Source organism: Qipengyuania soli (assembly GCF_015529805.1).
Taxonomy (GTDB): domain Bacteria; phylum Pseudomonadota; class Alphaproteobacteria; order Sphingomonadales; family Sphingomonadaceae; genus Qipengyuania; species Qipengyuania soli.
In genome coordinates this window covers 330,570-356,225 of sequence record NZ_CP064654.1, presented here as the reverse complement: position 1 = coordinate 356,225, position 25,656 = coordinate 330,570, and the positions used below count along the sequence as shown (strand labels likewise).

Annotated in this window: 28 protein-coding genes; 14 read left to right on the top strand and 14 right to left on the bottom strand. The window is 63.9% G+C overall.

What is annotated here, in order from left to right:
* Positions 1–83: 83 nt before the first annotated feature.
* On the top strand, positions 84–1,259 hold the full coding sequence (locus tag IRL76_RS01755; protein ID WP_200982599.1) for an acyl-CoA dehydrogenase family protein: 1,176 nt from the start codon (positions 84–86) through the stop codon (positions 1,257–1,259).
* On the opposite strand, the gene IRL76_RS01750 is transcribed toward IRL76_RS01755, so the two are convergent.
* Positions 1,239–2,690, bottom strand: a complete 1,452-nt coding sequence (locus IRL76_RS01750; RefSeq protein WP_200982597.1) for an ATP-binding protein — start codon at positions 2,688–2,690, stop codon at positions 1,239–1,241. The two genes, IRL76_RS01755 and IRL76_RS01750, sit on opposite strands and share 21 nt — an antisense overlap.
* A gap of 128 nt (positions 2,691–2,818) precedes the next feature.
* Between IRL76_RS01750 and IRL76_RS01745 the strand changes: the two genes are divergently transcribed.
* The 7 genes from IRL76_RS01745 to IRL76_RS01715 all read left to right on the top strand — a co-directional run bounded on the left by IRL76_RS01745 (position 2,819) and on the right by IRL76_RS01715 (position 10,956).
* Positions 2,819–4,993: an acylase gene (locus IRL76_RS01745; RefSeq protein ID WP_200982595.1), complete on the top strand. Its 2,175-nt coding sequence runs from the start codon at positions 2,819–2,821 to the stop codon at positions 4,991–4,993.
* Positions 4,994–5,002: 9 nt separating this feature from the next.
* Positions 5,003–7,873 carry a M16 family metallopeptidase gene (locus IRL76_RS01740; RefSeq protein WP_200982593.1) on the top strand — a complete coding sequence of 957 codons (2,871 nt, stop codon included), beginning with the start codon at positions 5,003–5,005 and terminating at the stop codon, positions 7,871–7,873.
* Between the two features lie 39 nt (positions 7,874–7,912).
* Entirely contained in the window at positions 7,913–8,218 is a 306-nt protein-coding gene (locus IRL76_RS01735; protein WP_200982590.1) for a hypothetical protein, read from the top strand.
* Positions 8,219–8,410: 192 nt separating this feature from the next.
* The gene (locus IRL76_RS01730; protein ID WP_200982588.1) at positions 8,411–9,202 is read left to right on the top strand and encodes a hypothetical protein; all 792 of its coding nucleotides are present in this window, start codon (positions 8,411–8,413) and stop codon (positions 9,200–9,202) included.
* A gap of 19 nt (positions 9,203–9,221) precedes the next feature.
* Positions 9,222–9,839: a hypothetical protein gene (locus IRL76_RS01725; protein ID WP_200982586.1), complete on the top strand. Its 618-nt coding sequence runs from the start codon at positions 9,222–9,224 to the stop codon at positions 9,837–9,839.
* A 68-nt stretch (positions 9,840–9,907) separates the two neighbouring features.
* On the top strand, positions 9,908–10,402 hold the full coding sequence (locus tag IRL76_RS01720) for a hypothetical protein (RefSeq protein WP_200982584.1): 495 nt from the start codon (positions 9,908–9,910) through the stop codon (positions 10,400–10,402).
* On the top strand, positions 10,399–10,956 hold the full coding sequence (locus IRL76_RS01715; RefSeq protein WP_200982582.1) for a hypothetical protein: 558 nt from the start codon (positions 10,399–10,401) through the stop codon (positions 10,954–10,956). The genes IRL76_RS01720 and IRL76_RS01715 overlap by 4 nt, the downstream gene beginning before the upstream one ends.
* Positions 10,957–10,960: 4 nt before the next feature.
* On the opposite strand, the gene IRL76_RS01710 is transcribed toward IRL76_RS01715, so the two are convergent.
* From IRL76_RS01710 to rpsU, 10 genes are all read right to left on the bottom strand, one after another.
* Positions 10,961–11,197: a hypothetical protein gene (locus IRL76_RS01710; RefSeq protein ID WP_200982580.1), complete on the bottom strand. Its 237-nt coding sequence runs from the start codon at positions 11,195–11,197 to the stop codon at positions 10,961–10,963.
* A 53-nt stretch (positions 11,198–11,250) separates the two neighbouring features.
* Entirely contained in the window at positions 11,251–11,706 is a 456-nt protein-coding gene (locus tag IRL76_RS01705) for a tRNA (cytidine(34)-2'-O)-methyltransferase (protein WP_200982578.1), read from the bottom strand.
* 27 nt (positions 11,707–11,733) lie between these two features.
* A complete protein-coding gene (locus tag IRL76_RS01700; RefSeq protein ID WP_200982576.1) occupies positions 11,734–12,612 on the bottom strand; it encodes an AraC family transcriptional regulator in 879 nt (292 codons plus the stop codon).
* A gap of 65 nt (positions 12,613–12,677) precedes the next feature.
* On the bottom strand, positions 12,678–14,180 hold the full coding sequence (gene gatB, locus IRL76_RS01695) for an Asp-tRNA(Asn)/Glu-tRNA(Gln) amidotransferase subunit GatB (protein ID WP_200982574.1): 1,503 nt from the start codon (positions 14,178–14,180) through the stop codon (positions 12,678–12,680).
* Positions 14,181–14,219: 39 nt separating this feature from the next.
* Positions 14,220–15,353 (bottom strand): acyltransferase family protein, encoded by a 1,134-nt coding sequence (locus IRL76_RS01690; protein ID WP_216629302.1) that lies wholly within the window; start codon positions 15,351–15,353, stop codon positions 14,220–14,222.
* Positions 15,347–16,828, bottom strand: a complete 1,482-nt coding sequence (gene gatA, locus IRL76_RS01685) for an Asp-tRNA(Asn)/Glu-tRNA(Gln) amidotransferase subunit GatA (protein WP_200982570.1) — start codon at positions 16,826–16,828, stop codon at positions 15,347–15,349. Before gatA ends, IRL76_RS01690 begins: the two co-directional genes overlap by 7 nt.
* Positions 16,828–17,130: an Asp-tRNA(Asn)/Glu-tRNA(Gln) amidotransferase subunit GatC gene (gatC, locus tag IRL76_RS01680; RefSeq protein ID WP_200982568.1), complete on the bottom strand. Its 303-nt coding sequence runs from the start codon at positions 17,128–17,130 to the stop codon at positions 16,828–16,830. Before gatC ends, gatA begins: the two co-directional genes overlap by 1 nt.
* A gap of 57 nt (positions 17,131–17,187) precedes the next feature.
* Positions 17,188–18,888, bottom strand: a complete 1,701-nt coding sequence (locus IRL76_RS01675; protein ID WP_200982566.1) for a DUF4153 domain-containing protein — start codon at positions 18,886–18,888, stop codon at positions 17,188–17,190.
* Positions 18,889–18,916: 28 nt separating this feature from the next.
* On the bottom strand, positions 18,917–19,486 hold the full coding sequence (locus tag IRL76_RS01670) for an FKBP-type peptidyl-prolyl cis-trans isomerase (protein ID WP_200982564.1): 570 nt from the start codon (positions 19,484–19,486) through the stop codon (positions 18,917–18,919).
* A gap of 78 nt (positions 19,487–19,564) precedes the next feature.
* Positions 19,565–19,771 (bottom strand): 30S ribosomal protein S21, encoded by a 207-nt coding sequence (gene rpsU / locus IRL76_RS01665; protein ID WP_200982562.1) that lies wholly within the window; start codon positions 19,769–19,771, stop codon positions 19,565–19,567.
* Between the two features lie 203 nt (positions 19,772–19,974).
* Here rpsU and crcB point away from each other — a divergent pair, with 203 nt between their 5' ends.
* From crcB to IRL76_RS01635, 6 genes are read left to right on the top strand one after another with little or no spacing between them, the layout of a single operon-like run.
* A complete protein-coding gene (gene crcB / locus IRL76_RS01660) occupies positions 19,975–20,385 on the top strand; it encodes a fluoride efflux transporter CrcB (RefSeq protein WP_200982560.1) in 411 nt (136 codons plus the stop codon).
* Entirely contained in the window at positions 20,382–21,527 is a 1,146-nt protein-coding gene (locus tag IRL76_RS01655; protein ID WP_200982558.1) for an RluA family pseudouridine synthase, read from the top strand. Before crcB ends, IRL76_RS01655 begins: the two co-directional genes overlap by 4 nt.
* On the top strand, positions 21,527–22,126 hold the full coding sequence (locus IRL76_RS01650) for an FMN-binding negative transcriptional regulator (RefSeq protein ID WP_200982556.1): 600 nt from the start codon (positions 21,527–21,529) through the stop codon (positions 22,124–22,126). The genes IRL76_RS01655 and IRL76_RS01650 overlap by 1 nt, the downstream gene beginning before the upstream one ends.
* Positions 22,123–22,782, top strand: a complete 660-nt coding sequence (locus tag IRL76_RS01645; protein ID WP_200982554.1) for an HAD-IA family hydrolase — start codon at positions 22,123–22,125, stop codon at positions 22,780–22,782. The genes IRL76_RS01650 and IRL76_RS01645 overlap by 4 nt, the downstream gene beginning before the upstream one ends.
* Positions 22,769–22,978, top strand: coding sequence for a hypothetical protein (locus IRL76_RS01640; RefSeq protein ID WP_200982552.1), 210 nt, complete (start codon positions 22,769–22,771; stop codon positions 22,976–22,978). The genes IRL76_RS01645 and IRL76_RS01640 overlap by 14 nt, the downstream gene beginning before the upstream one ends.
* Entirely contained in the window at positions 22,975–23,679 is a 705-nt protein-coding gene (locus IRL76_RS01635) for an ATP12 family chaperone protein (RefSeq protein WP_200982550.1), read from the top strand. Before IRL76_RS01640 ends, IRL76_RS01635 begins: the two co-directional genes overlap by 4 nt.
* Here IRL76_RS01635 and IRL76_RS01630 read toward each other — a convergent pair.
* From IRL76_RS01630 to IRL76_RS01620, 3 genes are read right to left on the bottom strand one after another with little or no spacing between them, the layout of a single operon-like run.
* Positions 23,676–24,119: an NUDIX domain-containing protein gene (locus tag IRL76_RS01630; RefSeq protein ID WP_200982548.1), complete on the bottom strand. Its 444-nt coding sequence runs from the start codon at positions 24,117–24,119 to the stop codon at positions 23,676–23,678. The two genes, IRL76_RS01635 and IRL76_RS01630, sit on opposite strands and share 4 nt — an antisense overlap.
* A complete protein-coding gene (locus IRL76_RS01625) occupies positions 24,107–24,691 on the bottom strand; it encodes an ABC-type transport auxiliary lipoprotein family protein (RefSeq protein WP_200982546.1) in 585 nt (194 codons plus the stop codon). Before IRL76_RS01625 ends, IRL76_RS01630 begins: the two co-directional genes overlap by 13 nt.
* An 11-nt stretch (positions 24,692–24,702) precedes the next feature.
* Positions 24,703–25,650: an MlaD family protein gene (locus IRL76_RS01620; protein WP_200982544.1), complete on the bottom strand. Its 948-nt coding sequence runs from the start codon at positions 25,648–25,650 to the stop codon at positions 24,703–24,705.
* Positions 25,651–25,656 lie beyond the last annotated feature (6 nt).

Below are 25,656 nucleotides of genomic sequence, written 5' to 3'. Positions count from 1 at the left end.
AGGGGTGACCGCAGGTTTGGCCAGACGGGATGCGAAAATTTTCGCCGATTGACTGTCCGCACCGCGCGCATGAGGATGCCGCCATGACAGCATTCGACGACTGGCGCGCCCGCTCTCCCTTCTACGACGAAAGCCACGAGGCGCTGGCGAGCAGCGTTCGCCGCTTCGTCGAGCGCGAGATCGCGCCCAATATCGACCGCTGGGAAGCCGAAGGCGAACTGCCGCGCGACCTCCATCGCAAGGCCGCCGAGGCGGGCATCCTCGGCCTGCGCTACCCGGAGCAGTACGGCGGGCACGAAGAAGGCTTCGACATCTTCCACGGCCTCGTCCTGACCGAAGGACTGGCCGCCGTCGGCGCGGGCGGGCTCGGTGCATCGCTGATGACGCACGGCATCGGCTTGCCGCCGGTGCTGGCCCTGGGATCGGAGGAACTGAAGCAGCGCGTCGCCCCGCCGGTGCTCGCGGGAGAGAAAATCATCGCGCTCGGCATTACCGAGGCAGGCGGCGGATCGGATGTCGCCAACCTCAAGACCACTGCGGTGAGGGATGGCGACTATTACGTCGTCAACGGCGGCAAGATGTTCATTACCTCCGGCATGCGCGCAGACTGGCTGACGTGCGCCGTGCGCACCGGCGACCCGGGAGCGGGCGGAATATCGCTGCTGCTGATCGACATGGCGAGCGAGGGGGTCGAGCGCACCCGGCTCGACAAGATGGGCTGGCGCTGTTCGGATACCGCTGCGATCCACTTCAGTGAGGTTCGCGTGCCTGCCGAGAACCTGATCGGGACCGAAAACGGCGGCTTCATCGGCATCATGCGCAATTTCAACGGCGAGCGGCTGGGCATGGCCATGGGCTGCTGCGCCTACGCCCGCGTCGCCATGGCCGAGGCCGCCGACTGGGCACAGCAGCGCGAGACCTTCGGCAAGCCGCTGGTCGGCCACCAGTCGATCCGCATCAAGCTGGCCGACATGGAACGCCAGATCGAGGCAACGCAGGCCTGGGTCGACCTGTGCGCTTGGCAGGTCCGCGAAGGACGCGACCGTCCGGCCGATTTCGCCATGCTCAAGGTGCAGGCCACGCGGATGCTTGAAGCGGTCGCGCGCGAAGCTGCGCAGGTCCTCGGCGGGGCGAGCTACATCACCGGCAGCAAGGTCGAGCGCATTTATCGCGAGGTCCGCGTCAACGCGATCGGCGGCGGCAGCGAGGAAATCATGCTCGACCTCGCCGGTCGCCAGCTATTCGGCGGGAGTCGCTGAGGCCTCGAGCCCCGGGACAAGGACCGAGCGCCCTCCCCCGAAATCCTCGCGCACCACGATGAGGCCCTGCCGCTCGAGATGGTCGAGCAGGCGACGGATGCGACCGGTCGAACTGGTGCCGTAGGCGCGCGCCAGTGCATCCTCGTCGACATCTGCCTCCCCCGCGCTGGCAGTCTTGGCGAGAACGAGAAACGGCGCGAGCAAATCGTCCTCGACTGCGTGGGCGAGCTTCATGATGCGCTCACGGGTTTCCTCGTCGACAAGGTCGAGGCCGGCCCCCGCCATGGCGAAGCGGCGACGAAACGTGCCCATGTCGGGCATCGGGCCGATGATCCGTTCGCGCCGGCAGCGCGACAGGAAGGTCTGGTACTGCGCGCTCGCCGACTGGAAGGAGACGCCTTCCTCCCCTGCCATGGCAACGATGATCGCTTCGATCTGTTGCGCGACTGCGGAGGTGTCGGGTGCGGCGCGCGGAGCCTCGACCTGGCGCTCTTCGGCGTGAGCGATATCGGCCTCGACCTCTTCCCAGCGCGGGGCTGGAGGCGGGCCGGGCGGCGGGGCCTTGGCGACCTCGCTCGCGAGGTCGCGGGTCAGCAGCGCTTCCATGTCGGCGGGAGCGGTCTGTGGCATCGCCATCAGCCCCTCGGCGCGCGCCTTGAGGCCCGATTGCACCGGACCGATCTTCACCGCCACCGGCAGGCGCGTGATCGCCGGGCCGAGCGCGAGGAAGTGCCCGCGTTCGAGTTCGCGAATCCGCTCGGCCTGCCGCCGCTCCATGCCGAGGAGGTCGGCGGCGCGGACCATGTCGATGTCGAGGAAGGTGCGGCCCATGAGGAAGTTCGAGGCCTCTGCCGCGACGTTCTTGGCGAGCTTCGCCAGACGCTGGGTCGCGACGATGCCCGCAAGCCCGCGCTTGCGCCCGCGGCACATGAGATTGGTCATGGCCGACAGCGTCATCCGCCTTGTGTCCTCGGCGATCTCGCCCGCCACGGCGGGGGCGAACATCTGTGCCTCGTCGACCACCACCAGCGCGGGAAACCAATGTTCGCGCGGGGCATCGAACATGGCGGTAAGGAACTGCGCGGCGCAGCGGATCTGCTGTTCGACCTCGAGCCCTTCGAGCGCCAGCACCACACTGGCGCGATGTTCGCGGATGCGGCGGGCCAGCGCCTCGATCTCGGCGGGCGAATAGGCGGCGCCATCAATGACGATGTGGCCGAAGGGCTCGGCCAGGGTGACGAAATCGCCCTCCGGGTCGATCACCACCTGCTGCACCATGCGCGCGCTCTCTTCGAGGAGGCGGCGCAGGAGGTGCGACTTGCCGCTGCCCGAATTGCCCTGCACCAGCAGGCGGGTCGCAAGCAGTTCCTCGATGTCGAACTGGACCGGCTTTCCGGAGGCGTCGTGGCCGATGGTGATCTGCGCTGTCACGCTGGCGGGGCTAGCGGGCCGAATCCCATTAACGAAATAGCCTCGCGGCAGTTTTGCCCAACCCAAAGCGTCCCCTTGCCCTTGGCACAAATCCCGCTAGGCCATGGCGCAAGAGAGGAATTGCCTGAATGCGGAAATGGGTTGGGCGCATCGGATTTGCGCTGCTGGTCGTATTGTTCGTTACCTTCGTCGCCTTGGCGACATGGGAGCCGTTCTGGGCGAAGCGCGACAACGTTCGCCTGTCGGACCGGGCCTATTCTGCCGAAATCACCCGCGACGAATTCGGCGTCCCGCACATCTACGGGAAGACCGACGCCGATGTCGCCTATGGTGTCGCCCGCGCCCATGCGGAGGACGACTTCGCAACCTTGCAGGATGTCATCGCCATGGCCCGCGGTCGCTATGGGGCCATTGCCGGCGAGGACGGCGCGGCGGTCGATTACGTCTACCACCTCCTCGATGCGCGCGGCACGGCCGAACGGCACTATCCCGAGTTACCGGAAGATACCCGCGCCCTGTTCGAAGCCTACGCGACGGGCCTCAACGACTACGCCAAGCTGCACAGGGGTGAGGTAAGGCTCGACAACCTCTTCCCTGTCGACGGGGTAGACGTGGCGGCAGGGTTTGCCTTGCGACAACCCTTCTTCTTCGGCCTCAACGGCACGATCGAGCCGCTGGTCAAGGGTACCGACCTGCTACCCGAATTCGGACCTCAAATTGGCAAGCCCAAGCAGGCACGCGCCTTCCCCCTGCCCTGGGCGGAGGATGGGGCGCTGTCGGGATCCAACGCCTTTGCCGTCGCCCCAAAGCGCTCGGGCGATGGGGTCACCCGTCTCGTGTCCAACAGCCACCAGCCCTGGCGCGGCGGGGTCGCCTGGTACGAACTCGTCGTCGAAAGCGGTGAAGGGTGGCACTATGCAGGCGCCAATTTTCCCGGAAGCCCCTACCCTTTCCTCGGTCATAACGAGGATCTCGGCTGGACCAACACTGTCAATCGGCCCGACATGACCGATGTCTACAAGCTCGTGCTCGACGAAAGCGGCAAGAAGTACCGGATGGGCAACAAGTGGCTGTCGCTGAAGGAAACCACCGTCACCCTCCCCGTCCGGTTCGGCCCGCTCGTGCTGCCGATCCAGCGTACGGTCTATCGCAGCATCCACGGTCCGGTGATCATCAACGACCGCGGCGCTTTCGCCATCCGCTATGGCGGCATGGACAATCTCGGCCAGCTCGACGCCTATTACCGCCTCAACAAGGCAAAGAGCCTCGACGAGTGGCAGTCGATCCTCGCGCGGATGGACATCCCGAGCACGAACTTCATCTACGGCGACGCCAAGGGCAACATCGCCTACGTCTACAACGCCGCCATGCCCGATCGGCCGAAGGGCTACGACTGGCGCGGCGTCCTGCCCGGTGATGATCCGAAAGCGATCTGGAAGGGGCCGGTGGCCTACTCGGCGCTCCCCAAATACGTAAACCCGTCGAGCGGGTGGCTCTACAATTCGAATAACTCGCCCTTCACAGCGGCCGGTGCTGCAGACGATATCGCACCAGCGAGCGTCGCACCGGAGATGGGGGTCGAACTCAAGACGACCAATCGCTCGCGCCGCGCGTGGAAGCTGCTTAGCGAGGCAGGGACCATCGACCGCGCGACGCTGGAGAAGATCAAGTACGACACGGGCTACGAACGTGCTGGCTATGTCGGTGATCTTTGGGCGGCGCTGGCGAAACTCAAGCTCGACCCCAAGAGTGATGAGGCCAAGGCGCGTGCACTGTTGATGGATTGGGATTTCACCGCCGACAACGAGGGCCGCGCCGACAGCCTCGCACTGCTCATGATCAAGGATTTCATGTCCGCCGAGTACCAGAACAAGCCCTTGCCCGACGTGGGGGAAAAGCTCGCGTGGGCAGTCGACCATCTCAAGACCCATTTCGGGCGGATCGATCCTCCGATGAGTGACCTGCTGCGCCTGCGCCAGGGTTCGGTCGATCTTCCGCTCGATGGCGGGTCGGACACGCTGCGCGCCTCGACGACCTGGGACGTGCAGGAAGATGGCAGGCTGGCGGTCAAGCACGGTGACAGCTTTGTCCAGTTCGCCGAATGGGCACCGGGAAAGCGCGTGAAGTCGCAGTCGATCCAGCCCTACGGCGCGGCGACCACACGGCCCAAATCCATGCATTACGCCGACCAGGCGACGCTGTTCGTCCAGCACCGCTTGAAGCCGGTCCATTTCTGGCGCGAGGACGTCCTCGCGAATGCGGTTAGCCGCTACACCGTTTCACATGACCCAGGTCGCAACTAAGGGACTGCCATGCGTCGATACCTTCTGAGCGGCATTGCCGCCCTCGCCCTTGCCGGATGCGCGACTGCGCCCGTCGATGCCCCGCTTGCCAGCGCGCCGGCAGCCAGCCAGTCCTCCCTCGCCTCGCTCGTCGAGAAGGTCGACATTCCCTACGAGCAATTCCAGCTCGAAAACGGCCTGACGGTGCTCGTGCACACGGACCGCAAGGCGCCTATCGTGGGGGTCACGACCTACTACCGTGTCGGGTCCAAGAACGAGCCGCGAGGTCGCACCGGCTTCGCCCACCTGTTCGAACACCTGATGTTCGGCGGCAGCGAGAACGTCGAGAATTTCGACATCCCGCTGGAAGCCGCGGGCTCGACCAGCACGAATGGTTCGACCTGGTATGACCGCACCAATTACGTCGAGACGGTGCCGACCGGCGCAGTCGACCTGGCGCTGATGATGGAGAGCGACCGCATGGGTTACCTCCTCGGCGCGGTTACCCAGGAAAAGCTCGACAAGCAGCGGGGCGTGGTCAAGAACGAGAAGAACCAGGGCGACAACCAGCCCTATGGCCTCGTCGAATACGCCATCGGCGAAGGCCTGCTGCCCGTCGGCCACCCTTACCGCCACTCGACCATCGGCTCGATGGCCGATCTCGATGCCGCCAGCCTTGCCGACGTCGCGAAGTGGTTCAAGGACAATTACGCACCCAACAATGTCGTGCTTGTCCTGTCGGGCGACATCGACGCGACGACTGCCAAACCGATGGTCGAGCGCTGGTTCGGCGATATCCCGCGTGGACCCGAGATTAGCCCGGTCAGCGCGCCGCCGGTGACACTCGCAGCACCCGTGACGCGCGAGATGGTCGACCAGGTCCCGCTCGTACGCGTCACGCGCAACTGGACGGGCCCATCGACCAACGATCCCGACGCCATCCCCGTTGCCGTCGGCATGTATGTGCTCGGCGGGCTCGCATCCTCGCGCCTCGACAACACGCTCGTCCGCGACGAGCAGCTGGCCGTTTCGGTCACCGCCTATTCGCAGCAGCACGAAAACCTCTCGTTCCTACAGGCGCAGATGGACGTGAAGCCGGGCGTCGACCGGGCAAAGGCCGAGGCGCGGCTCGACGAGCTGATCACGCAAATCATGACAGAAGGGCCGACCGAAGACGAAATCCGGCGTGCGGCCACTTCCATCCTGTCGAGCAACATCGATGGCCTTGAAAGGGTCGGCGGCTTCGGCGGGAAGGGTGTGACCCTGGCGGAAGGCCTGCTCTACTCGGGCGACCCGGCCCAGTACCGCAAGGACCTCGAACGCCTCGCCACGCTTACCCCGGCAGAAGTCCAGGCAGCCCTCTCCAAGTGGCTCTCGCGCCCCGGCATGAAGCTGGCCGTCGTTCCGGGCGAACGGACCGAGAAGGGCGCCGACATGGGCGGCTGGGGTGACGAGGACAAGGTCGCCCCGCCCCCACCGGACAAGGGCGACGGTCCGGCACTTGCCCGCAGCGGTCCGGAACGCAGCTTGCCGCCGGTAGCCCCGGTCGGCTCGCTGACTTTCCCGACGCTCGAGCGCACCACGCTGTCGAACGGCATCGAGGTGACCCTCGCACGCCGAACCGCCGTACCCAAGGTCGCGGTGTCGATGGAATTCGACGCTGGCTACGCCGCCGACGGCAAGGCCGGCGCGGGCACGCAGTCGCTGATGATGGACCTGCTCGAGGAAGGGACCACCTCGCGCAGCGCAGGCGAGATCGCCGAGGCGCAGGAGCGGCTCGGTGCATCCATCGGTACGGGCAGTTCGCTCGACACGAGTTCAGTGACGATGAATGCCCTCGCGTCGAACCTCAAGCCCTCCCTGGCGCTGATGGCGGACATCGTGCGCAATCCGGCCTTTGCCGATACCGAGGTCCAGCGGGTGCGCGACCAGCGCCTGTCGGAAATCGCGCAGCAGCTTTCCTCGCCAGGTGGCCTCGCCAGCCGGACGCTGCGCCCGCTCGTGTTCGGTGAGAACCATCCCTACGGCACCGTCGGCGGTCTCGGCACTGTCGACGTGGTCAAGGCGATCACCCCTGCCACGCTGCGGACCGAGCACGAGGAATGGATCCGGCCCGAAAAGGCGCGCATCACCGTGGTCGGCTATGTCACCATGGCCGAGCTCAAGCCGCAGCTCGAAGCAGCATTCGGCGACTGGAGCGCAAACGGCACGGCAGCGCCCCAAAAGGTCTTCACCAATTCCGCCCGCGTCGAGGGCACGCGACTGGTGGTCATCGATCGGCCCAACTCGCCGCAATCCGTAATCTATGCGGGCCGCGTCCTGCCGCTCAACGGCCCGACGCAGGGGCTGGAATCACTCGATCTCGCCAATGAGGTGCTGGGCAACGGCTTCCTCAGCCGCATCAACATGATCATCCGCGAGGAAAAGGGCTGGAGCTATGGCGCGCGCAGCGGCGTCGACCAGAACGCTGGCCCCCGCCTGTTCACCATCAGCACGGCGGTCCAGTCGGACAGGACGGCAGACTCGATCCAGCTCATCCTCGATACGGTTGGCGATTTCGCGAATGGCAAACGTGCAGTGGACGACGTGGAATTCACCCGGGTGACTGACGGCAATATCCGCGGCCTCCCCAACCGTTTCGAGACCAATTTCCAGGTCCTCGGCGCGATTACACAGAACGCACGGCTGGGTCGTCCGGACGACTACTACTCCAAGCTGCCCGACACCTATCGGGCGATCGGCAAGAGCGCGATCGATGCCGCGGCCAAGCAGTATCTCGGCCCGGACAATCTCACGATCGTCGTCGTCGGCGACCGCAAGCTGATCGACAGCCAGCTTGCCGGACTAAAGCTTCCGACCACCTATCTCGATGTTGACACGAGTGTCAGCAACGCGGATTAAGCGCCCCAATCCCACCCTCAAGCGAAGAGAGGAATTACCATGTCCGTAGCCGGTACCTATGACACCACCGTCAAGAGCCCCATGGGCGACCAGAAGGGTACGCTGACCGTCACCCCCAACGCTGACGGCACCGGCTTCACCGGCCTGATGGCAGGCGGCATGGGTTCGATGGAAATTGCCGACGGCACGATCGACGGCAACACCATCGGGTGGAAGATGAACATGACCGTTCCCATGCCGATGACCCTGACCTGCACTGCCACCATCGACGGCGACAACCTCACCGGCACCGTGAACGCGGGCGCATTCGGCGACATGCCGCTGTCGGGCACCCGCCAGGGCTAAGAAGCGAAAAAAATGAATTTGGGGGGCGTCGGGAGAAATTCCGGCGCCCCTTTCGCTATGTCCGCCAGAACAGGCAATTGACTTATCCGGGTTGAAGCCTTCGAAGAGTCATGATTTGATGAAAGCATAGCAATCAAGTGGTCGCGTCGATTCTTTGTCCGGAGGGCATCCGGCAAGCAGGGGAGACTGACCATGCCAAAAGCTATCACTCACATCATTGCAGGGACCGCTCTTGTTGCGGCGACAACTACGCCCGCACTTGCAGACAAGGCCAACCAACTCGTCGATATCAATGGCACCAAGGGGCGCGACGCCGAATACCAGTTGCAGCAGCGCGGCTTCTCCCATGTCTCGACCAACAAGAATTCCATGGGTTACGTCTACAGCTACTGGTGGGACGACAAGGACAAGGATTGCGTCCAGGTCGAGGTCTACGACGGCCGGGTCGAAACCATCCAGGACGCGAGCCACAAGGATTGCGGTCATGACAAGGGCGGTGGCGATGCGGCCGCAGCCGTGGGTGTGATTGCCGGCGCCGCGATCCTTGGCGCATTGCTCAGCCACAAGTCCAATCATCACGAGGACAAGCAGCACCTCGCCGATCAGCAGGCCGAACAGCAATACGAACGCGGCTACACCGACGGCCTGCACAATGCCGCCTATCACAATTACGAGAAGTCCGACGCTTACTCCAATGGCTACACCGCTGGCGTGGATCAGCGGAACGCCAACCTGTCGCACCACTCCGGCAAGGGCGGATATTCGCAAGTTGCCCAATACGGCGACTTGCAAGGTGCCCGGGCAGCGGGCGGCATGGACGAAATGTCGAGGCGCGGATTCACCCAGGTCGATAATTTCACCAGCGGCAACACCCGCTATTCGATCCAGTACAAGCGGGACACCAACCAGTGCGTGCAGGTGACGATCGCAGACGGGCACTTCTATGACCTGCGCGACATCGGTCGCCACCCGAAGTGTCGCTAAGGGCTTGAGGAGAGACGACATGCGGGTACGCATCCTGTTGGCGGGCGCTGCGGCGCTCGCCCTCTCCGCTTGCGGCGGATCGTCGGAAGAGGCCCCGGCTGAAGAGGCGACCGCCACTGCGGCCGTAGTAATCCCCGAGACGCTGGCGCCGTTTGGCGACGGCTATCCCAATGCGGGCGATCCGTGCCGCAGGCTTGGCGAGAGTGCCGCGACTTCAAATTACCTCGATGACAGTGCCGACCTCGTCGGGTGCCCGACAGAGGCAGATGCCGAAGCGCTTGGAGGGAAGGTTGTAGGAAATGTCGAGGGCATCCGCCTGGTCAGCATCCCGACGGGCGACGCCAATGCAGGCATGACCTCCCCGGTCGGTGAGAACGGCCCCGTCGACGATGCACCCGCCCCCAATCCGAAAGAGGTCGCAATTCGCGGGCCCAACGGCCTTGAAGGCAAATGCGCGAAGAAGGTTGGCAAGGAAACCGGCGCCCGCGTGATCGGCACCAACCGGATCGAGGAATCCGAGGCTGCCATAGCCATCTACATCAATGTCGAGGGCGGGGAGGCACCATGGCAGTGCCTCGCCTATCGCGACGGGACGATCGGCGACATCATGTATACGGGCAGCGAAGGGGCGCTTTGAAGCCACCGGGGAAGGCCGGGTTCGACATGCGGTCCCGGCCCGGCCTTCGAACGGATGAGGAGGGAAGTATGAGGAATTTCATCCTTGCCGGGCTGGCAATTGCCGGACTTGCAGCGTGTGGAACACAGACCGAAACCGACGTCTCGGACGGCGCGGCCACCGCCACGCCGGCAATTGCGAGTGCTCAGGGTCCGGAAGCGGGCGGAACGGATGATGTGGAGCCGGCCTATGGGCAAGGCGACGCCCTTGTCTCCGGCACGGACTACAACGCCACCACCATTCTCAAATGCGGCTTCGATAACAAGCCTCCGACGCAGGACTGCAACGCGGGCATCAAGCGCAACTGGGGCAAAGAGGGCGAACACCTGGTCGAAGTCGAGAAGCCGGACGGGCGCAAGCGCGCCATCTTCTTCAAGGGCACCGATCCCTATGGTGCAGACAGTGCGCAAGCCGACGGTTCGGCGGGCTGGGACTTCAAGTCCACTCGCAAGGATGACCAGGTAACGGTGCGCTTCGGGCCCGAAACCTATGTCATTGTCGATGCAATGATTACCGGCGGATGAGAGTGGTTTCGGCAGGATTCAAAGCCGCTTCCCGACAAGTCCTTGCTGGCCTTGCCGCGGTTTGGCTGGTTGCCTGCAATCCCGCCCACGCCGGAAACTCAAAAGCGCCCGCAGGGCCGGACTGGGACATCGTTACCTTCGAGGTGAAGAGCTGGGGCGCACCGGTCACATCCTGGCGCATGCTCCCCGATGGCGGAGGGAGCTGGACAGAGGCTGTGAGGAAAGAGGGCGAAGCTTTCAATGCGCCACCTACGCTCGTCTGGCACGAAATCGAACCGGCCGCTGCCAACTACATCGTGCTCGAGAAAATCCTGCGTCGTTTCCCCAGTCCCGTCCCGGATTCGCAGGCTTGCACCAACTTCATGACGGACGCACCGTATGGCCTGCTGCGCATGACAAAAGGTGCGACCACGACCGAAATTTCGTGGAACGATGGCTGCATGGACGACGATTATCGCAAATTCGTCGCCGTGTTACGCGACGCGGACGCACATGTGGCCAATCTGGGCAGGGCGGCGCCAGTTTCCAGAACTGAAGCCCCCGCTTCAAACTAGGCCGTCAGCGCTTCCAGAGGAACCAGAGCACAGCAGCATTGATCGCCGGAGACGCGACTGCGGTCAGCCAGCCACCGAAGCCGAGCTTGTCGGCAACGAGGTTCCACGGCAGGCCGAGGGGCAGGAGGAACACACCGGACAGCGGGTCTTTTTCCTGGCCGAACCATCCGAATGTTCCCACCGCAAGCAGGAACAATGCGATGAGGTAGAGACCCAGGAATATGGAGAATGCCCACTTCATTGGCCAATGCTTACCATGGATCCCTCGAAAGAAAAACCAGCGCCGCCCTTGGCCTATATGTGCCGCCTCACCGCTTGGTAGGCGGCGGCCGCCACGGTGTTCGCGAGGTTTAGCGAACGTACCTTTTCGGAGCGCATGGGGAGACTGACCATCTGCGACCGGTGAGCGATGACGATCTCTTCAGGGATACCCTTGGTCTCACGTCCGAAGACCAGATAGGCATCTTCCGGGTACTCGGGATCGTAGAAGTTGCGCTCGGCATATTCCTCGAAAAGGAACAGCTGGTCATGGCGCGGTTTGCGTTCGGCGAGGAAGGCATCCCAGCTGGCAAATTCAACCAGCCTGATGTGCGGCCAGTAATCTAGTCCCGAGCGCTTCACCCGCTTATCCGAAATCTCGAACCCCAGCGGGTGGATCAGCACCAGTTCCATGTCGAGTGCGACGCAGGTGCGCCCCACCGCACCGGTGTTGCCGGGTATCTCGGGCTGGACAAGGACGATGGAAGTCATCGTCTCCGCCTAGTGCCCATGAACCGGTCATTCCAGAGGGAGGTAGAGCTCCGTCACCATTTCGCTCTCGGGCATGCCAGGGCCGAAATTGCTCCGTTCACAGAACAGGGGGAAGTCGCGCAGCGTTTCGCCGCTCTGCGGCAACCAGTCGCGGTAGAGCCAGGTCGCGGGCACTTCGAGCTCGTCATTGACGCCCGTGAGCTTCAGGCGAGCACAGCGTCCGCCAGCTATGGCAGACCGCTCCATGCCCTCTCCCGGCTCGAGACCCCGTACCGCTTCGCATGCCAGATCGATGCGGAAATCCTCGGGCGCCACATCACGGCCGCCATAGAACATGTTGAAGGTGCGGGCGACCTGCGGCCCGACCCGGTTCGCTTTCCGCCAGTCGATGAACCGCGCAATCGACGGCTGGACTATCGCCGGATCGCCCCGGTGACTGAGCACGATGATCGGCGTTTCGGCGAAATCGACGATCTCGACATCGCCTGGTTGGAAGTTCGAAGCCATGATGTGTTTCCTCGCGTTGTCGTACGGCGTGATTGCCGTTTGCCACGCGGCCCAGTCGGGTGCCTTGCGGAATGCGCTCGGGCTGACACCGAACTCCCCACGAAATGCCTTGGCGAAGGAATCCGGGGACTGGAACCCGGCGGCAAGGGCAATCTCGATGACCGGCAGTTCCGGCCTGCACGCCAATGCGAAAGCTGCACGCTTCATGCGCGAAAGGTTCACGTAGCGCTGGACGGAAATGCCGAAATTGGCACCGAACTGGCGATGGAAATGGAACTTGCTGAAGGCTGCGACCCCGGCCAGTGCCTCCAGCCGCAGGTCGCCGTCGGGGTGCCGGTCGATATGATCCAGCACCCGCGCCATGCGCTTGCGATAGTTGTCGGCAGCCGTCGCGTTCATTCCATCCTCCGTGGCAGGGGATGGTTAGGCGAGGACAAGCCGGCGTGCCCGACCGATCTTGCGGTTCAGCCGAGCTTGTCCTTGAGGATCTGGTTGACCACTGCGGGATTGGCCTTGCCCTGCATCGCCTTCATCGTCTGGCCGACGAAGAAGCCGAAGAGCTTGTCCTTGCCGCTGCGGTATTCCTCGACCTTGTCGCCATTGGCGGCGATTATCGCATCGATCGCCTCCTCGATGGCACCCGTGTCACTGACCTGCTTGAGGCCTTCCGCCTCGGCGATTTCGGCAGGGGAGCGACCGGTCTTGAGGACGATCTCGTAGATTTCCTTGGCCTGGCCGCCCGAGATTTCGCCCTTGGCCTGCATATCGAGGATGGCCGCCTGCGCCTCGGCCGTGGCGTAGGCCGGATTGGCCTCGTCACCCAGTGCGTTCATTACCCCCGGCGCAACCGACAGCGCCCAGTTCGCGACCTGCGTCGCGACGTCCTTCTCCGACTTGCCGATACCCTTGGCGGTGGCGGCAAGAAGCGTTTCGAAGCGGGCGAAAGTCTCGACCTCAGCGGTCAGTTCGCGCGCGTTGTACGGCGTCAGGCCCAGCTCATTCTCGTAGCGCGCGCGCTTGGCATCAGGCAGTTCGGGCAGCGATGCACGGCATTCCTCGAGGAAGCTGTCCTCGAGTTCGAGCGGCAACAGGTCCGGGTCGGGGAAGTAGCGATAGTCGTGCGCGTCTTCCTTCGAACGCATGGTGCGGGTCGTGCCGGTGTTCGGATCGAACAGGCGCGTTTCCTGCTCCACCTTGCCGCCGTTCTCGATCACGTCGACCTGGCGGTTGGCCTCGTATTCGATGACCTGCATTACGAAGCGGACCGAATTGACGTTCTTGGTCTCGGTGCGGGTGCCGAATTCCTCGCCCGGCTTGCGCACGCTGACGTTGACGTCGGCGCGCATCGAGCCTTCTTCCATGTTCCCGTCGCACGATCCGACATAGCGCAGGATCGAACGCAGCTTGCGGACATAGGCCCCGGCTTCGGCGGGCGAACGCATGTCGGGCTTCGACACGATCTCCATCAGCGCCACGCCGCTGCGGTTGAGATCGACATAGGACATGGTCGGGTGCTGGTCGTGCATCAGCTTGCCCGCGTCCTGCTCGACGTGGATGCGTTCGATGCCGATGACCTTGTCTGCGGGGATGCCCGCCTTCTCGTCGGCTTCGATGGTCAGCTGTCCCTCGCCCACGAGCGGGTGGTAGAGCTGGCTGATCTGGTATCCCTGCGGCAGGTCGGCATAGAAGTAGTTCTTGCGGTCGAACCGGCTCCACGCGTTGATCTGCGCCTCGATCGCCATGCCGGTGCGCACCGCCTGACGGATGCACTCGCGGTTTGGCACGGGCAGCATGCCGGGCATCGCCGCATCGACGAGGCTGACTTGCGTATTCGGCTCAGCCCCGAAGGCGGTAGCGGCGCCGGAAAACAGCTTGGACTTGGAGACGACCTGCGCGTGGACTTCGAGGCCGATCACGACCTCCCATTCGCCCGTGGCGCCCTGGATGCGGTAAGTGGATTCAGTCATGTTCTCGCCGATAGTGCAGTGCAGCGTGCGTGAAAAGGCTCACTTGTGCGGATTTGCGAAGCGCCGGCTCCATTCGCGCGCGGGCTCCTCGATATAGCGCCAGGCCAGCCAGGCTGTGCCGATGGCCAGCGCCAGCAGCGCGAGCGAGATTGCCGTGGCGAGCGCGGGCGGTGGAGCGACGCTGAGAAGGCCGAACTTGTCGGGCTTCGTTGCGATCCAGTCTGGATGACCGGTCGCCTCGAACATGTGCGGGAGCAGGCGATTGGGCAGGATCACGTAGAACAGGTGCACCATGTAGAGCGCAAAAGAGAGCGTCCCGAGGGTCACCAGTGGTTGCCACTGAAGCACCCTGCTAACGATCCCTGCGTCCCATGCGAAAACCAGCACCATGACAAGGAACAGCATGTCCATGCACGGTATCCAGTTCGCGTACTTGCCCGGCAGGCAGAGCAACCAGACAAGCAGCGCGAAGAGGGCGATCTCCATGATGCTCGCCAGCAGCGCGCCGGGCTTCCTGCCTTCCATCCGGCGATAGAGCCAGCAGGCCAGCACACCCAGCGGGAATGCCAGCAGTCCCCGCTGCAGCAGGCGACCGAAACCGGTCACGTTGAAGCCCGTCCACAGAGCCCATGCCGAGATCGCGGCTAGGAGAGCCGAGATCGCGATCGCCCAGCGGCCACGTCCGAAAAAGGCCGCGGCGATGAGGTAAAGCACCAGCTCCACCGCCACTGCCCAGCTCACAGGTGCATAAAAATTGCCCGCACCGGTGCGAAAGGCATCGAGGAGGAAGACACCGCGCAACAGTTCGGTGAGTGAATGTGCCTCGTGCAATACCGGGCGGAACAGGGCGAATTCGAGGATCACGAACAGGAGGACGGTCGCGATGTGGAGCGGGTACATGCGCCCCAACCGCACCATTACGAAACCGGTCCGCGGATAGCCCATGGCCAACCGCTCGCCATAGCTCCAGGTGATGACGAAGCCCGACAGGATGAAGAAGAAGTCGACCAGCATCCAGCCGTAGCGGAACGGCGGCAGGCCGGCGACCCAGCCGAAATCACCCATGTGGTAAAACACGATCACCAGCGCGGCGAGCCCGCGCAGGGAATCGAGCGCGATGAAGCGATGCGCTGCGGCAGCCCTTGAAGCGGCCGCGGAAGGCGCCTCTACCACCACTTCTCCGGCTTCGCTGCGAACGCGGCGCGCTGTTCGATGGCGAGGCCGACATTGAGCACGCCCTGCTCGTCGAAGGGCTTGCCGACGATCTGCAGGCCGAGCGGTAGGCCGTCCGAGTTGAGCATTGCGGGCACGCTCATCGCAGGCAGGCCGGCAAGCGACGCAGGAACGGCGAAGACGTCGTTGAGGTACATCGTCAGCGGGTCTTCGTTGAGCGAGCCCAGCGGGAAGCTGGCAGTCGGAGTGGTCGGCGCCAGGATCGCGTCGCACTGGCTCCACGCTTCGGCGAAGTCGCGGGCGACGAGCGCGCGGACCTTCTGTGCCTGCGTGTAATAGGCATCGTAGAAACCCGCGCTCAGCACGTAGGTGCCGATGAGGATGCGGCGCTTGACCTCGTCGCCGAAACCGGCGGCGCGGGTGGCGGCATACATATCCTGCAAGCCTGCCCCGTCCGGCAGGTCGCGCAAGCCGTAACGCACGCCGTCGTAGCGCGCGAGGTTGGACGAGGCCTCGGCTGGAGCGATGATGTAGTAGGCAGGCAGCGCGTACTTCGTATGCGGCAGCGAGATATCGACGATCTCGGCACCCGCATCGCGCAGCCATTCCTTGCCCTGTTCCCAGGACTTGAGGATTTCCTCGTCGGTCCCTTCCATGCGGTATTCGCGCGGGATGCCGATCTTCTTGCCCTTAAGGTCGGCGGACAGGCCCGCTTCCCATGCGGGCACGTCCATCTTCAGGCTGGTCGCGTCCTTGGGATCGAAACCGGCCATGGCCTCGAGCATGATCGCGCAATCCTCGACGCTGCGCGCCATCGGCCCGGCCTGGTCGAGGCTCGATGCGAAAGCGACGACACCCCAGCGGCTGCAGCGGCCGTAAGTCGGCTTGATGCCGCAAATGCCGGTGAAAGCGGCAGGCTGGCGGATCGAGCCCCCGGTGTCGGTGCCGGTCGCAGCAGGCGCAATGCGCGCGGCAACGGAAGAGGACGAGCCGCCCGACGAACCGCCCGGGCTCATCGCGGCATTGCTGCCCGCCTTCTGCCACGGCGAGGTGACATTGCCGAAGTAACTGGTCTCGTTCGACGAACCCATCGCGAACTGGTCGAGATTGAGCTTGCCCAGCATGCCCGCGCCCGCGTCCCACAGCTTCTGCGAAACGGTGCTCTCGTATTCGGGCTTGAAGCCTTCGAGGATGTGGCTCGCGGCAGTGGTCTGGACGCCTCTGGTGGCGAACAGGTCCTTCATGCCGATGGGCACGCCGCCCATCTTGCCGAGGTCTTCGCCCTTGGCGCGCTTCGCGTCGGTCGCATCGGCGGCGGCGAGCGCATGTTCGGGGGTGGTGACAATGAAGGCGTTGAGGCTGGCAGCCTCGGCCACCGCGGCATTGAACGCCTCGGCCACCTCGCGTGCAGTGAATTCGCCGCCGGCAACGCCGTCACGGATGGCCTTGACGCCAAGGTCGGTAAGCGCGCTCATTATTCGATCACCTTGGGAACGCCGAAGAAGCCGTGTTCGGCAGCAGGGGCGTTCGCGAGGACATCCTCGCGGCGGCCACCGGCGGTGAGCGGATCGGCATCGACCACGTCATCGCGCAGGCGCAGGTGGTTTTCAATAACCGCAGTCATCGGCTCGACGCCGGTCACGTCGACCTCGCCCAGCTGTTCGACCCACTTCAGGATGCCGTTCAATTCGGGCACCATGCGTTCGAGTTCCGCATCGCCCATCTTGATGCGGGCGAGCGAGGCGATCTTCGCCACTTCTTCACGTGTTACGGACATGCGAGCGCGTTAGCCGCGCGAAGGCCGCGCTTCAAGCGGTCATGCTGCACTGCAATGCTATTCGAACGGATCGCCTGCAGGCTTGCCGTCAATATAGACCCGCCTGCCCTTCCATTCGCGGATCTCCACCTGAGAATCCGCCTTCTGTTCGGGGTTCTGCGGCCCGGGGACATTGCCGACATCCAGGACGAAGGAATCTTCCCCAGGGGTGCCCTTCTCTCTCAACAGGACACGGCGATTGACTGTGCCGTTCTGCACGTAGGCAACCCACCGGCCGCCACCAGGTCGTGGTCCTGCGTCGATTGCGACGCACGGGGTCATGCAGAGGTACGGATTGGTACGCACATCCTCTCGTATCGCCACTTGCAGGACCGCATCTGCGGCATCGATGCGAAGGTTCGCAATTCGCTCTTCCCGCTTGTCGCGATTTTCATCGAGCCAGCGGTGAGGGCGCGATTCTCGCTGTTCGGCTTCGCGGGCAAGCTTCGCAACCTGAGGGTCTGAATTCTTCGTGAGAGTAGCCAAGACCTCGCGCCCCGAATCCCCGAAATCCCAGCGCAGCGCGTCGTAGTCGAAGTCCTCGACGTTCACTTTCCCTGCATTCAATCGCGCCACCTGGTTGCGCGCCGAGATTGCGCCGAAATCGAGGATCGGCATGGCCAGCAGGAATGCCAGCACACAGGTCGCGACAGCAAGATGCAGATTCGACTGGCGCAGCGTGTCCCAGCCGTGCTTGCGACTGCGGATTGCGGACAGGAAATAGGCGATCCCGTATGCCACAGCGACAATGACGGTGATGAAGGCCCAGATGCGTTGGGGCGTGAGTCCATATTCAGCGATGCGGGTACCCATTGAAATTGCCGCCAGCACGCCCAGAGGTAGAATACCCACGGAAAGCACGAATGCGGCGATGCGCATTACGCGAGATTGGCTTGCCGCTGCATCGGCATCGCGGAGGACCGAGTTCGCGAGTACGAAGCAACCGACGGCGCAGGACAACAGCAGCGGAGTTGCGCTCCTCGTCGCCTCCCAAAGAACGTCGAGGCCGCTGAGCGCCACCGACAGCAGGAACAGCGTCAGTGCAGCCGCCATCGGCACCGCGAGGAGCGAGAACACCAGCAGCACAACGTTCTGCAGCGTACCGATGACCTTGAGCTGGTTTCGCAGAGTGCCGAGCGCGGCGCCAAATGCAACCCCGGAAAAGGTCCAGCCGAACCATTCGCGCCGCATCAGTTCGCGCAGGACATCGATCTTGATCGCGTGAAACAGCTCCGAGAGCAGACCGAGCACCAGCCAAGAGAGACCGACAAACGCCAGCGCCCCGCCTGCGGTGATGGCGTCGGTCCATACGTGGTAGTGTGTTTCGCTGTAGGAAGTTTTCCAGAGCTGCCGGTGGAACCCTGCCTGGAAGAGCGGCAATGCCAGCGCGCTCGCCACCACCCCTGCCGCCAGCCAGAAGGCCGAAGAATCATAATACTGGTCCGCGCTGGCGACGCGCCACGCGATGCCGGCCATGACCAGACCGACAATCGCCGCAAAGATGGCGGGCTCGCGCCACATGTCGCGTTCGAGAACGAAGGCGAGTGCCAGCGGCCCGAAAAAACACAATGCCGTCAGCGCTGCGCGCCATGGCTCCATGTCATGCTTAAAGTCCGCGGAGACGAGCCAGACCAGAAGCCCGGCGATGCCCAGCATCCCTGCCAAAACCCATGGTCGCAGCGGCCATTCGGCGTGCCGGGTCGTTTCCTCTTCGCTCATAGCCTCTCTCCCAAGGCCTGATGCCGGCTTATTGCTGCGGCGGTGCGCCTCCCGGCTGGCCCTGTTGCTGTCCCTGCTGCGCCTGCATCATCTTCTGGATCGCGGCGGCGCGCTGCTGGAAATCGTCGCGGCTCATGAAATCCACTACCTCGACATCGAACACGAGGTCCGAGTTCGGCGGAATAGGCGAGCCCGGGGGCGGTTCGGCGCCATAAGCCTGGTCGGCCGGAATGGTGAGCGTGTACTTGCCGCCCTTCTGCATCTGGGTCAGGCCCTGGATGAAGCCGTCGATAATCGCGCCTTCCTCGAGCAGCAGCGGGTTGCCGTCGGGCAGCAGGCCGGGAGGAATGGGGAGCGGCTGCGACCGATCAAATTCGGTCCCGTCCTTCAGCTTGCCCACGTACTTTACGAAAACCACATCGCCCAGCTTGGGGGAATCGCCCGTGCCGGCAGTGATCGTGTCGACCGACAGCCCCTTGGGGGCGGCTGCCCAGGCAAGGCCTGCGCCGAGCAGGACTGCCACGAGGACGCCCAGCCATAGCTTGGAGAGCGAGCCCTTGGCGATGGGCTGGAGGGGTACGCGGGTAATCTCGGTCATGCGGATATGGTCCTGATACGCAAAGGGCGCGGATTGCTCCGCGCCCTCATGGCTTGTCTGCTTGTCGCAATCAACGGCTTACTTCGAACCGTCGCGCTCCATGCGCTTGCGCTCGAGCTTGCGAGCGCGGCGAACGGCAGCGGCCTTTTCGCGGGCGCGCTTTTCGCTCGGCTTCTCGTAGTGGCGGCGCAGCTTCATTTCGCGATACACGCCTTCACGCTGCAGCTTCTTCTTGAGCGCGCGGAGAGCCTGGTCGACATTGTTATCGCGAACCATAATCTGCATAAAAATCAACACCTCAACTTGCGGGCCAGAGCCCGCCGCAAGCGGGGTTTGCCTCCTTAATACGGGTTCGTCCAGAAAACGAATAACGCGCCGAATCCCAAAGGGGCCGGCTCGAACGGGGGCGCACATACGGATTCGAGAGGGGAAAGGCAAGCGCTTTGGCGGCTTTCATAGGCGAGCCGTTGGCGCTAGGGGCTTGGGCGATGTCCGGTTTCTCCCCATTCATTGCCAGCCTGCACGTCGCCTTGGGCGGCGCGATCGGTGCCGTCATGCGTTACCAGCTGGGCCGGGGCATGACCCACTGGCTGGGCGTCCAGGCGGTCACGATCTTCCCATGGGCGACGCTGGCCGCCAACGCTTTCGGCAGCGTGCTGATGGGCTTTCTGGCCGGATGGCTCGCCCGCCACGGCAGCGGTGAGGGCGAGCAGTTGCGCCTGTTGCTCGGCGTAGGTTTGCTTGGTGGGTTCACCACCTTCAGCGCTTTCAGCCTCGAGATGGTCCTGCTGCTCGAACGCGGGCAATTCACCTTCGCCGCGCTTTATGCCGTGCTGTCCTTTGCGCTCGGGATCAGCGGGCTGATCTTCGGACTGACCGTAATGCGAGCCTACGGATGAAGACTTCCGACGAAGTGCGGCTGTTTACGGTCGATGCCGATGATGACGGCGTGCGTCTCGACCGCTGGTTCAAGCGCCACCTGCCGCAGGTCGGCTTTGGCACGGTGAGCAAGTGGGCCCGGACCGGCCAGTTGCGTGTCGACGGCAAGCGCGTGAAGCCAGAAGACCGGATTGCGGCAGGACAGACCGTCCGTGTGCCGCCGGGCGGCGATGCGCCGCACAAGAAGCCCAAGGTCAAACGCCAGCTCACCGAAGCCGAAATCGAACAGGCCCATGCGATGGTCATCCGTGAGGACAAGGGTGCCATCGTCCTCAACAAGCCCCCCGGACTTGCGACGCAGGGCGGGACCGGCACCACGACACACGTCGACGGCCTGCTCGACGCGTTCGCGCCGGGCGAAGACGAGCCGCGTCCACGCCTCGTCCACCGGCTCGACAAGGATACCTCCGGCGTCCTTCTCATCGCCCGCACTCCGGGAAGTGCAACGTTCTTCTCGAAGCGCTTCTCGGGCCGCAGTGCGAAGAAGGTATACTGGGCGCTGGTGGTCGGAGTGCCCGAAGTGGCGCAGGGCATCATCGAGGCGCCGCTTGCCAAGCAGCCCGGTTCGGGTGGCGAGAAGATGCATGTCGACCACGAAGGCGGGCAGCCCGCCAAGACCAAGTACCGCGTCGTCGACAAGGCCGGACAGAAGGCTGCATGGCTCGAACTGGAACCGCTGACCGGCCGCACGCACCAGCTTCGCGTGCACTGCGCCGCCATGGGCACGCCGATCGTCGGCGATGGCAAATATGGCGGCAAGGACGCCTTCCTGACCGGATCCATCAGTCGCAAGATGCATCTCCACGCACGCCGGCTGATCATCGACAATCCCTCGGGTGGAAAGATCGATGTCACTGCCGACCTGCCCGAGCATTTCGCGGCCAGCCTCGAACAACTGGGCTTCAACGTGAACGCCAGCGACGCGACGCCAATGCGCGACGATCCGCCGCCGAAATCGCGCGAGGAAAAGAAGCAGCAGGCCCGCCAGCACGCGAAGAATTATCGCAAGACACGCAAAGGCGAACGCCGGGGCCGCCGCGATGCCGGACCCAAGGCGAAAATTGGGCCCAAGTCCACCAAACCGCCCAAGGGCAAGCGCTGATGCACCCCAACCCGCTCTTTCGCAGCGATGATGTCGCGCTGCTCGATGGACTGGTGGAGGAAATCGGCTTCGGCATGGTGTTCGTCGCGACGCCCGACGGTCCGCGTGTCGCCCATACCCCCCTGTTGATTTCGGACGGTGGCTGCGTCCGGTTCCACCTGTCGCGCCGCAATGCGCTGGTCCCGCATCTCGACGGGTCGCGCGCGCTCGTCGTCGTGAATGGTGCCGAAGGGTATGTCAGCCCCCGCTGGTACGCCAACCGCGATACCGTACCGACCTGGGATTATGTGACGATCGAGATGGAAGGCACGGTCCGCAAGCTCGACGAGGTCGAGCTCGAAGATTTCCTCTACCGCGCAATCGACCGGCACGAAGGTCGATTGGGCGGCGATCGCTGGTCCGCAGAGGAGACGAGCGCGGACAACTGGGCTCGCCAGCTGCGCGGCATCACCGGCTTCGAGATGGCAATCGATATCAGGCGGCCGACGTTCAAGCTTTCGCAGAAGCAGCCGCAAGAGGTGCGTGAAGCCATCGCCGCAGGACAGGTTGCAGCAGGGAATGCCCCCATCGCGCAGGCCATGGAGCGCTTTGCACCATGACCCGTCTGGTCGTCTTCGATTGCGACGGAACCTTGGTCGATGGCCAGGCCGCAATCTGCGACACCATGGAACAGGCCTTTGCCATGGCGGGCCTGCCCACGCCCGACCGCCACGCCGTACGACGAATGGTCGGGCTCAGCCTGCCCTACGCCCTGCGCGAACTGGCCCCGCACGCCAGCGATGAGGAACGGACCCGCGTCGTTGAGGCGTATAAGGACGGATATCGTTCGCTTCGCGTTTCGGGCGCGCTGCAGGAGCCGCTCTATGAAGGCATCGGCGAACTGGTCGCTCGCCTGGACGCGGCGGGCTGGCTTCTCGGAGTGGCCACGGGGAAGAGCGACCGCGGCCTCAACGCGTGCCTTGAATCGCACGGTATCAGGCAGTTGTTCGTGACCTTGCAGACCGCCGACCGCCATCCTTCCAAGCCGCATCCCTCCATGCTGGAAACCGCGCTCGCCGAAGCGGGTGTCGAGCCCCAGGACGCGATCATGATTGGCGACACCAGTTTCGACATGGAAATGGCAGTAGCTGCAGGCGTGCGGGCAATCGGGGTTTCCTGGGGCTATCATGAAGCACATGAACTCATGGCCACTGGAGCAAGCTGTGTGGCAGACACCATCGAACAATTGGAGGCATTCATCCTTGGCACAGAGTGACCCCGCGAAGGCCCGTTTCTGGGCCATGCAGTGGATCCGGATTTCGGGGGTGATCCTGGCGGTCCTGGGCGCGATGATCCTCGCCCAGATCGTCGACCTGCCTGCAATCGTCGGCTACATTTTCCTCTTCATCGGCGCACTCGACGTGTTCATCATGCCGCTGCTTCTCGCCCGGAAGTGGAAGAGCGACAAGTGAAGCGCTTTTACAAGGATGTGACGGTCGCCGAAGTTAAGGGCGGCTGGCAGGTGCAGCTGGACGGCAGGGGCATCAAGACGCAGGGCGGCCAACAGCAGGTCCTCCCGACGCGCATCCTTGCATCGGCCATGTCGTCGGAATGGTCAAAGCAGGGAGACGAAATCGACCCCGGCAAATTCCTGTTCCGCGATCATGCCGACTTCACCATCGATGTTGTGGCCGCAGATCGCGAAGCAGCAATCACCAAACTGCTGGCCTTCGCCGAGACCGATACGCTCTGCTATCGCGCGGACCCCGACGAGGCGTTGAATGCCCGCCAGCGCGAGGTATGGGACCCACTGCTGGACCATCTCGAAGGCCGGTTGGGCGTCCGCTTCCAGCGCGTAAGCGGGGTGATGCACAGGCCCCAGCCGAAAGAGACGCTGGACCGGCTGCGCGAGCACCTCGCGACCCTCGACGATTTCACCCTTGCAGGCATGACCTCCATGGCCTCGCTCGCCGCATCACTGGCGGTGGCCCTGCTGGCCAATGACGATGCTATCAACGACCCGATGCTCCTCTGGCGTGATGCCAATCTCGAGGAGGAATGGCAGGCCGAACAATGGGGCCGCGAGGAAGAGGCCGAAGCGACGCGCGCGCGTAAGGGAGAGGAATTTTCCGCCGCGCAGGTCTTCGTTACGCTGGCGCAGGCCAGAAGCTAGGCAGCTCCTCCCGGGCCTACCAGCCCTGGTAGCGTCGCCCGGACATGATCCAAGGCAATGTGAAATGCTTCGTGCCAGGTCTCGTCAGGATCTCGGCGCAGGGGATGCCAGAAGAACCGGAAGAGCCGGCCGCCGTCGTCGGGGGTGAGGAAATTCCAGCCATCAGGCAGGCCCAAGGTTGGGAACGCGAAAAAATGCCAGGTGGAGTCCAGAGTAACCGGCACTGGAACTCCCAGATCCAAGCCCCCGTTACCCAGGACTAGTCCGCTCTCCTCCCTAGCCTCACGAATTGCTGCGGACAGAGGATTTTCGCCAGGCTCGATTCCGCCCTTGATCAACTGATTCCCGGCCAGCGGGTGTTCGAACGCCAAGACGTCCAAGCTTCCGTTGACCTGGCGGAATGGCACCGCGCAGGCCTTGCCCTGGATCAGCCGACCCAATCCGCCACCTGGGCAGCAACATCGTTGGCTGCCTGGTTCAGTGCCGGTCCGACTGCTCCCACTTCGGCGGGCACGCCCGAAATGCGCGATTCAAACCGCTTGGTCGTTACGCTGGATCCTTCGCCGCTGCGCGCAGCGTCAAAGACCACAACGACCGACGATGTGCGCGCGTCGTAGCCGAAGGAGCGCAGAGTGCCGCCCACACGGTCTATCGCGAGCGCCCCGGGATCGTCGCCGTCGATGACCATGCGACCCGACTTTGCGCGAATGGTTTCGGCAATGAGACGGCGGAAGAGGCGCGCCGGCCGTTCGACCCAGACCGCGTCCTTGAGATAGGCGAGTTCGGTGTCGCTCACCTGCACCGGCACGCGGGTGACATCGAGCGCCTGCGGTACGTCGAGTTCGACAAGCGCCAGCGAACTGCTGGACGAGCCTTGCGCGACCGTACCGGCCGCAGCCGTCGTCGCCGGAGTCAGGGTCAGGAGGCTTTCGGGCACTTTGCCACCGAGGCTGAGACAGCCGCCGAGCAGCAGCACGGGCGCCATGGCGGCGAGTGCGGTGATCCTGTTCATGCGTCGATCCCTCACGGCTTGTACTCGGGCAATGGCTGGCTGGAGAGCAGCGCACCGGCACCCTTCTCGTCTATCTTTTCGGTAACTTCGCGCAGTGCCTTGCTGGTCGCGCGCAGGTCCTTGAGCGTGGCTTCGGCTGCAGGGAGCGTGCTTTCGGTAAGCTGCTTGGTGGCCGGACGAGCCTCTTCCAGTGTCTGTTCGAGCGCAGCCGCAGCGCCGCTCGCCGATTTCAGCGTCGCGCGAAGCTGCTTGGCGATCTGCTCGCCTTCCTCGTTGAGAATCCGATCGGTCGACGCCGTCACCTTCTCGAACTGGTCGAGCGTTTCGCTCGCTTCGCGCAGGGTGACCTGCAGTTCGGCCATGGTCCTTTCGACCTGGGGGGCCGCATCGGCAAGGCTCGCACTGGCGCGATTTGTATTGGCGAGGATCGCCGAAATCTCGCTCTGGTTCTTGTCGGACAGGAGCATTGTCAGGCGCTCGGTCAGCGTCGCAAGGCGTTCAAGCAGCAGCGGTGCGTTGGCGAGAATCTCGTTGAAGCCACCGGCCGCGGGCGGGATGATGGGCGCGCCCTCGGTGCAGGCGGTGGTCTCGCACGTAATTGGCGGAGCACCCGAACGTGCACCGTCGAGCATGATGGTCGAAACGCCGGTAAAGCTGCCCTGTATCGTGGCAACGGTGCCGACGAGGATCGGGACCTCTTCCTTCACCTTGATCCGGACCCGGACGAATTCGGGGTCCTTTTCCCACAGGACGATTTCGTCGACCTGCCCCACGGGAACGCCCGCGAAGCTGACCTGACTGCCATTGGCGAGGCCTGCCACCGACTGCTTGAAGAAGATGTCGTACTCTTTCTGTGAGCCGTTACCCAGCCGCGCGAGCCAGACGATGAAGAATGCCAGCGCGGCGAGGATCACCAATGTGACCACCCCCACCCAAACGTGATTTGCCCGCGTTTCCATTCCCTT

Coding starts and splice junctions, on each gene's coding strand:
- IRL76_RS01705 (WP_200982578.1), bottom strand. CDS start 11,706: ATGACTTCCATCGTCCTTGTCCAGCCCGAGATACCCGGCAACACCGGT.
- gatB (WP_200982574.1), bottom strand. CDS start 14,180: ATGACTGAATCCACTTACCGCATCCAGGGCGCCACGGGCGAATGGGAG.
- crcB (WP_200982560.1), top strand. CDS start 19,975: ATGTCCGGTTTCTCCCCATTCATTGCCAGCCTGCACGTCGCCTTGGGC.
- IRL76_RS01710 (WP_200982580.1), bottom strand. CDS start 11,197: ATGAAGTGGGCATTCTCCATATTCCTGGGTCTCTACCTCATCGCATTG.
- IRL76_RS01620 (WP_200982544.1), bottom strand. CDS start 25,650: ATGGAAACGCGGGCAAATCACGTTTGGGTGGGGGTGGTCACATTGGTG.
- IRL76_RS01720 (WP_200982584.1), top strand. CDS start 9,908: ATGAGGAATTTCATCCTTGCCGGGCTGGCAATTGCCGGACTTGCAGCG.
- IRL76_RS01650 (WP_200982556.1), top strand. CDS start 21,527: ATGCACCCCAACCCGCTCTTTCGCAGCGATGATGTCGCGCTGCTCGAT.
- gatC (WP_200982568.1), bottom strand. CDS start 17,130: ATGTCCGTAACACGTGAAGAAGTGGCGAAGATCGCCTCGCTCGCCCGC.
- IRL76_RS01735 (WP_200982590.1), top strand. CDS start 7,913: ATGTCCGTAGCCGGTACCTATGACACCACCGTCAAGAGCCCCATGGGC.
- IRL76_RS01730 (WP_200982588.1), top strand. CDS start 8,411: ATGCCAAAAGCTATCACTCACATCATTGCAGGGACCGCTCTTGTTGCG.
- IRL76_RS01715 (WP_200982582.1), top strand. CDS start 10,399: ATGAGAGTGGTTTCGGCAGGATTCAAAGCCGCTTCCCGACAAGTCCTT.
- gatA (WP_200982570.1), bottom strand. CDS start 16,828: ATGAGCGCGCTTACCGACCTTGGCGTCAAGGCCATCCGTGACGGCGTT.
- IRL76_RS01740 (WP_200982593.1), top strand. CDS start 5,003: ATGCGTCGATACCTTCTGAGCGGCATTGCCGCCCTCGCCCTTGCCGGA.
- IRL76_RS01655 (WP_200982558.1), top strand. CDS start 20,382: ATGAAGACTTCCGACGAAGTGCGGCTGTTTACGGTCGATGCCGATGAT.
- IRL76_RS01670 (WP_200982564.1), bottom strand. CDS start 19,486: ATGACCGAGATTACCCGCGTACCCCTCCAGCCCATCGCCAAGGGCTCG.
- IRL76_RS01675 (WP_200982566.1), bottom strand. CDS start 18,888: ATGAGCGAAGAGGAAACGACCCGGCACGCCGAATGGCCGCTGCGACCA.
- IRL76_RS01700 (WP_200982576.1), bottom strand. CDS start 12,612: ATGAACGCGACGGCTGCCGACAACTATCGCAAGCGCATGGCGCGGGTG.
- IRL76_RS01755 (WP_200982599.1), top strand. CDS start 84: ATGACAGCATTCGACGACTGGCGCGCCCGCTCTCCCTTCTACGACGAA.
- IRL76_RS01645 (WP_200982554.1), top strand. CDS start 22,123: ATGACCCGTCTGGTCGTCTTCGATTGCGACGGAACCTTGGTCGATGGC.
- IRL76_RS01745 (WP_200982595.1), top strand. CDS start 2,819: ATGCGGAAATGGGTTGGGCGCATCGGATTTGCGCTGCTGGTCGTATTG.
- rpsU (WP_200982562.1), bottom strand. CDS start 19,771: ATGCAGATTATGGTTCGCGATAACAATGTCGACCAGGCTCTCCGCGCG.
- IRL76_RS01625 (WP_200982546.1), bottom strand. CDS start 24,691: ATGAACAGGATCACCGCACTCGCCGCCATGGCGCCCGTGCTGCTGCTC.
- IRL76_RS01725 (WP_200982586.1), top strand. CDS start 9,222: ATGCGGGTACGCATCCTGTTGGCGGGCGCTGCGGCGCTCGCCCTCTCC.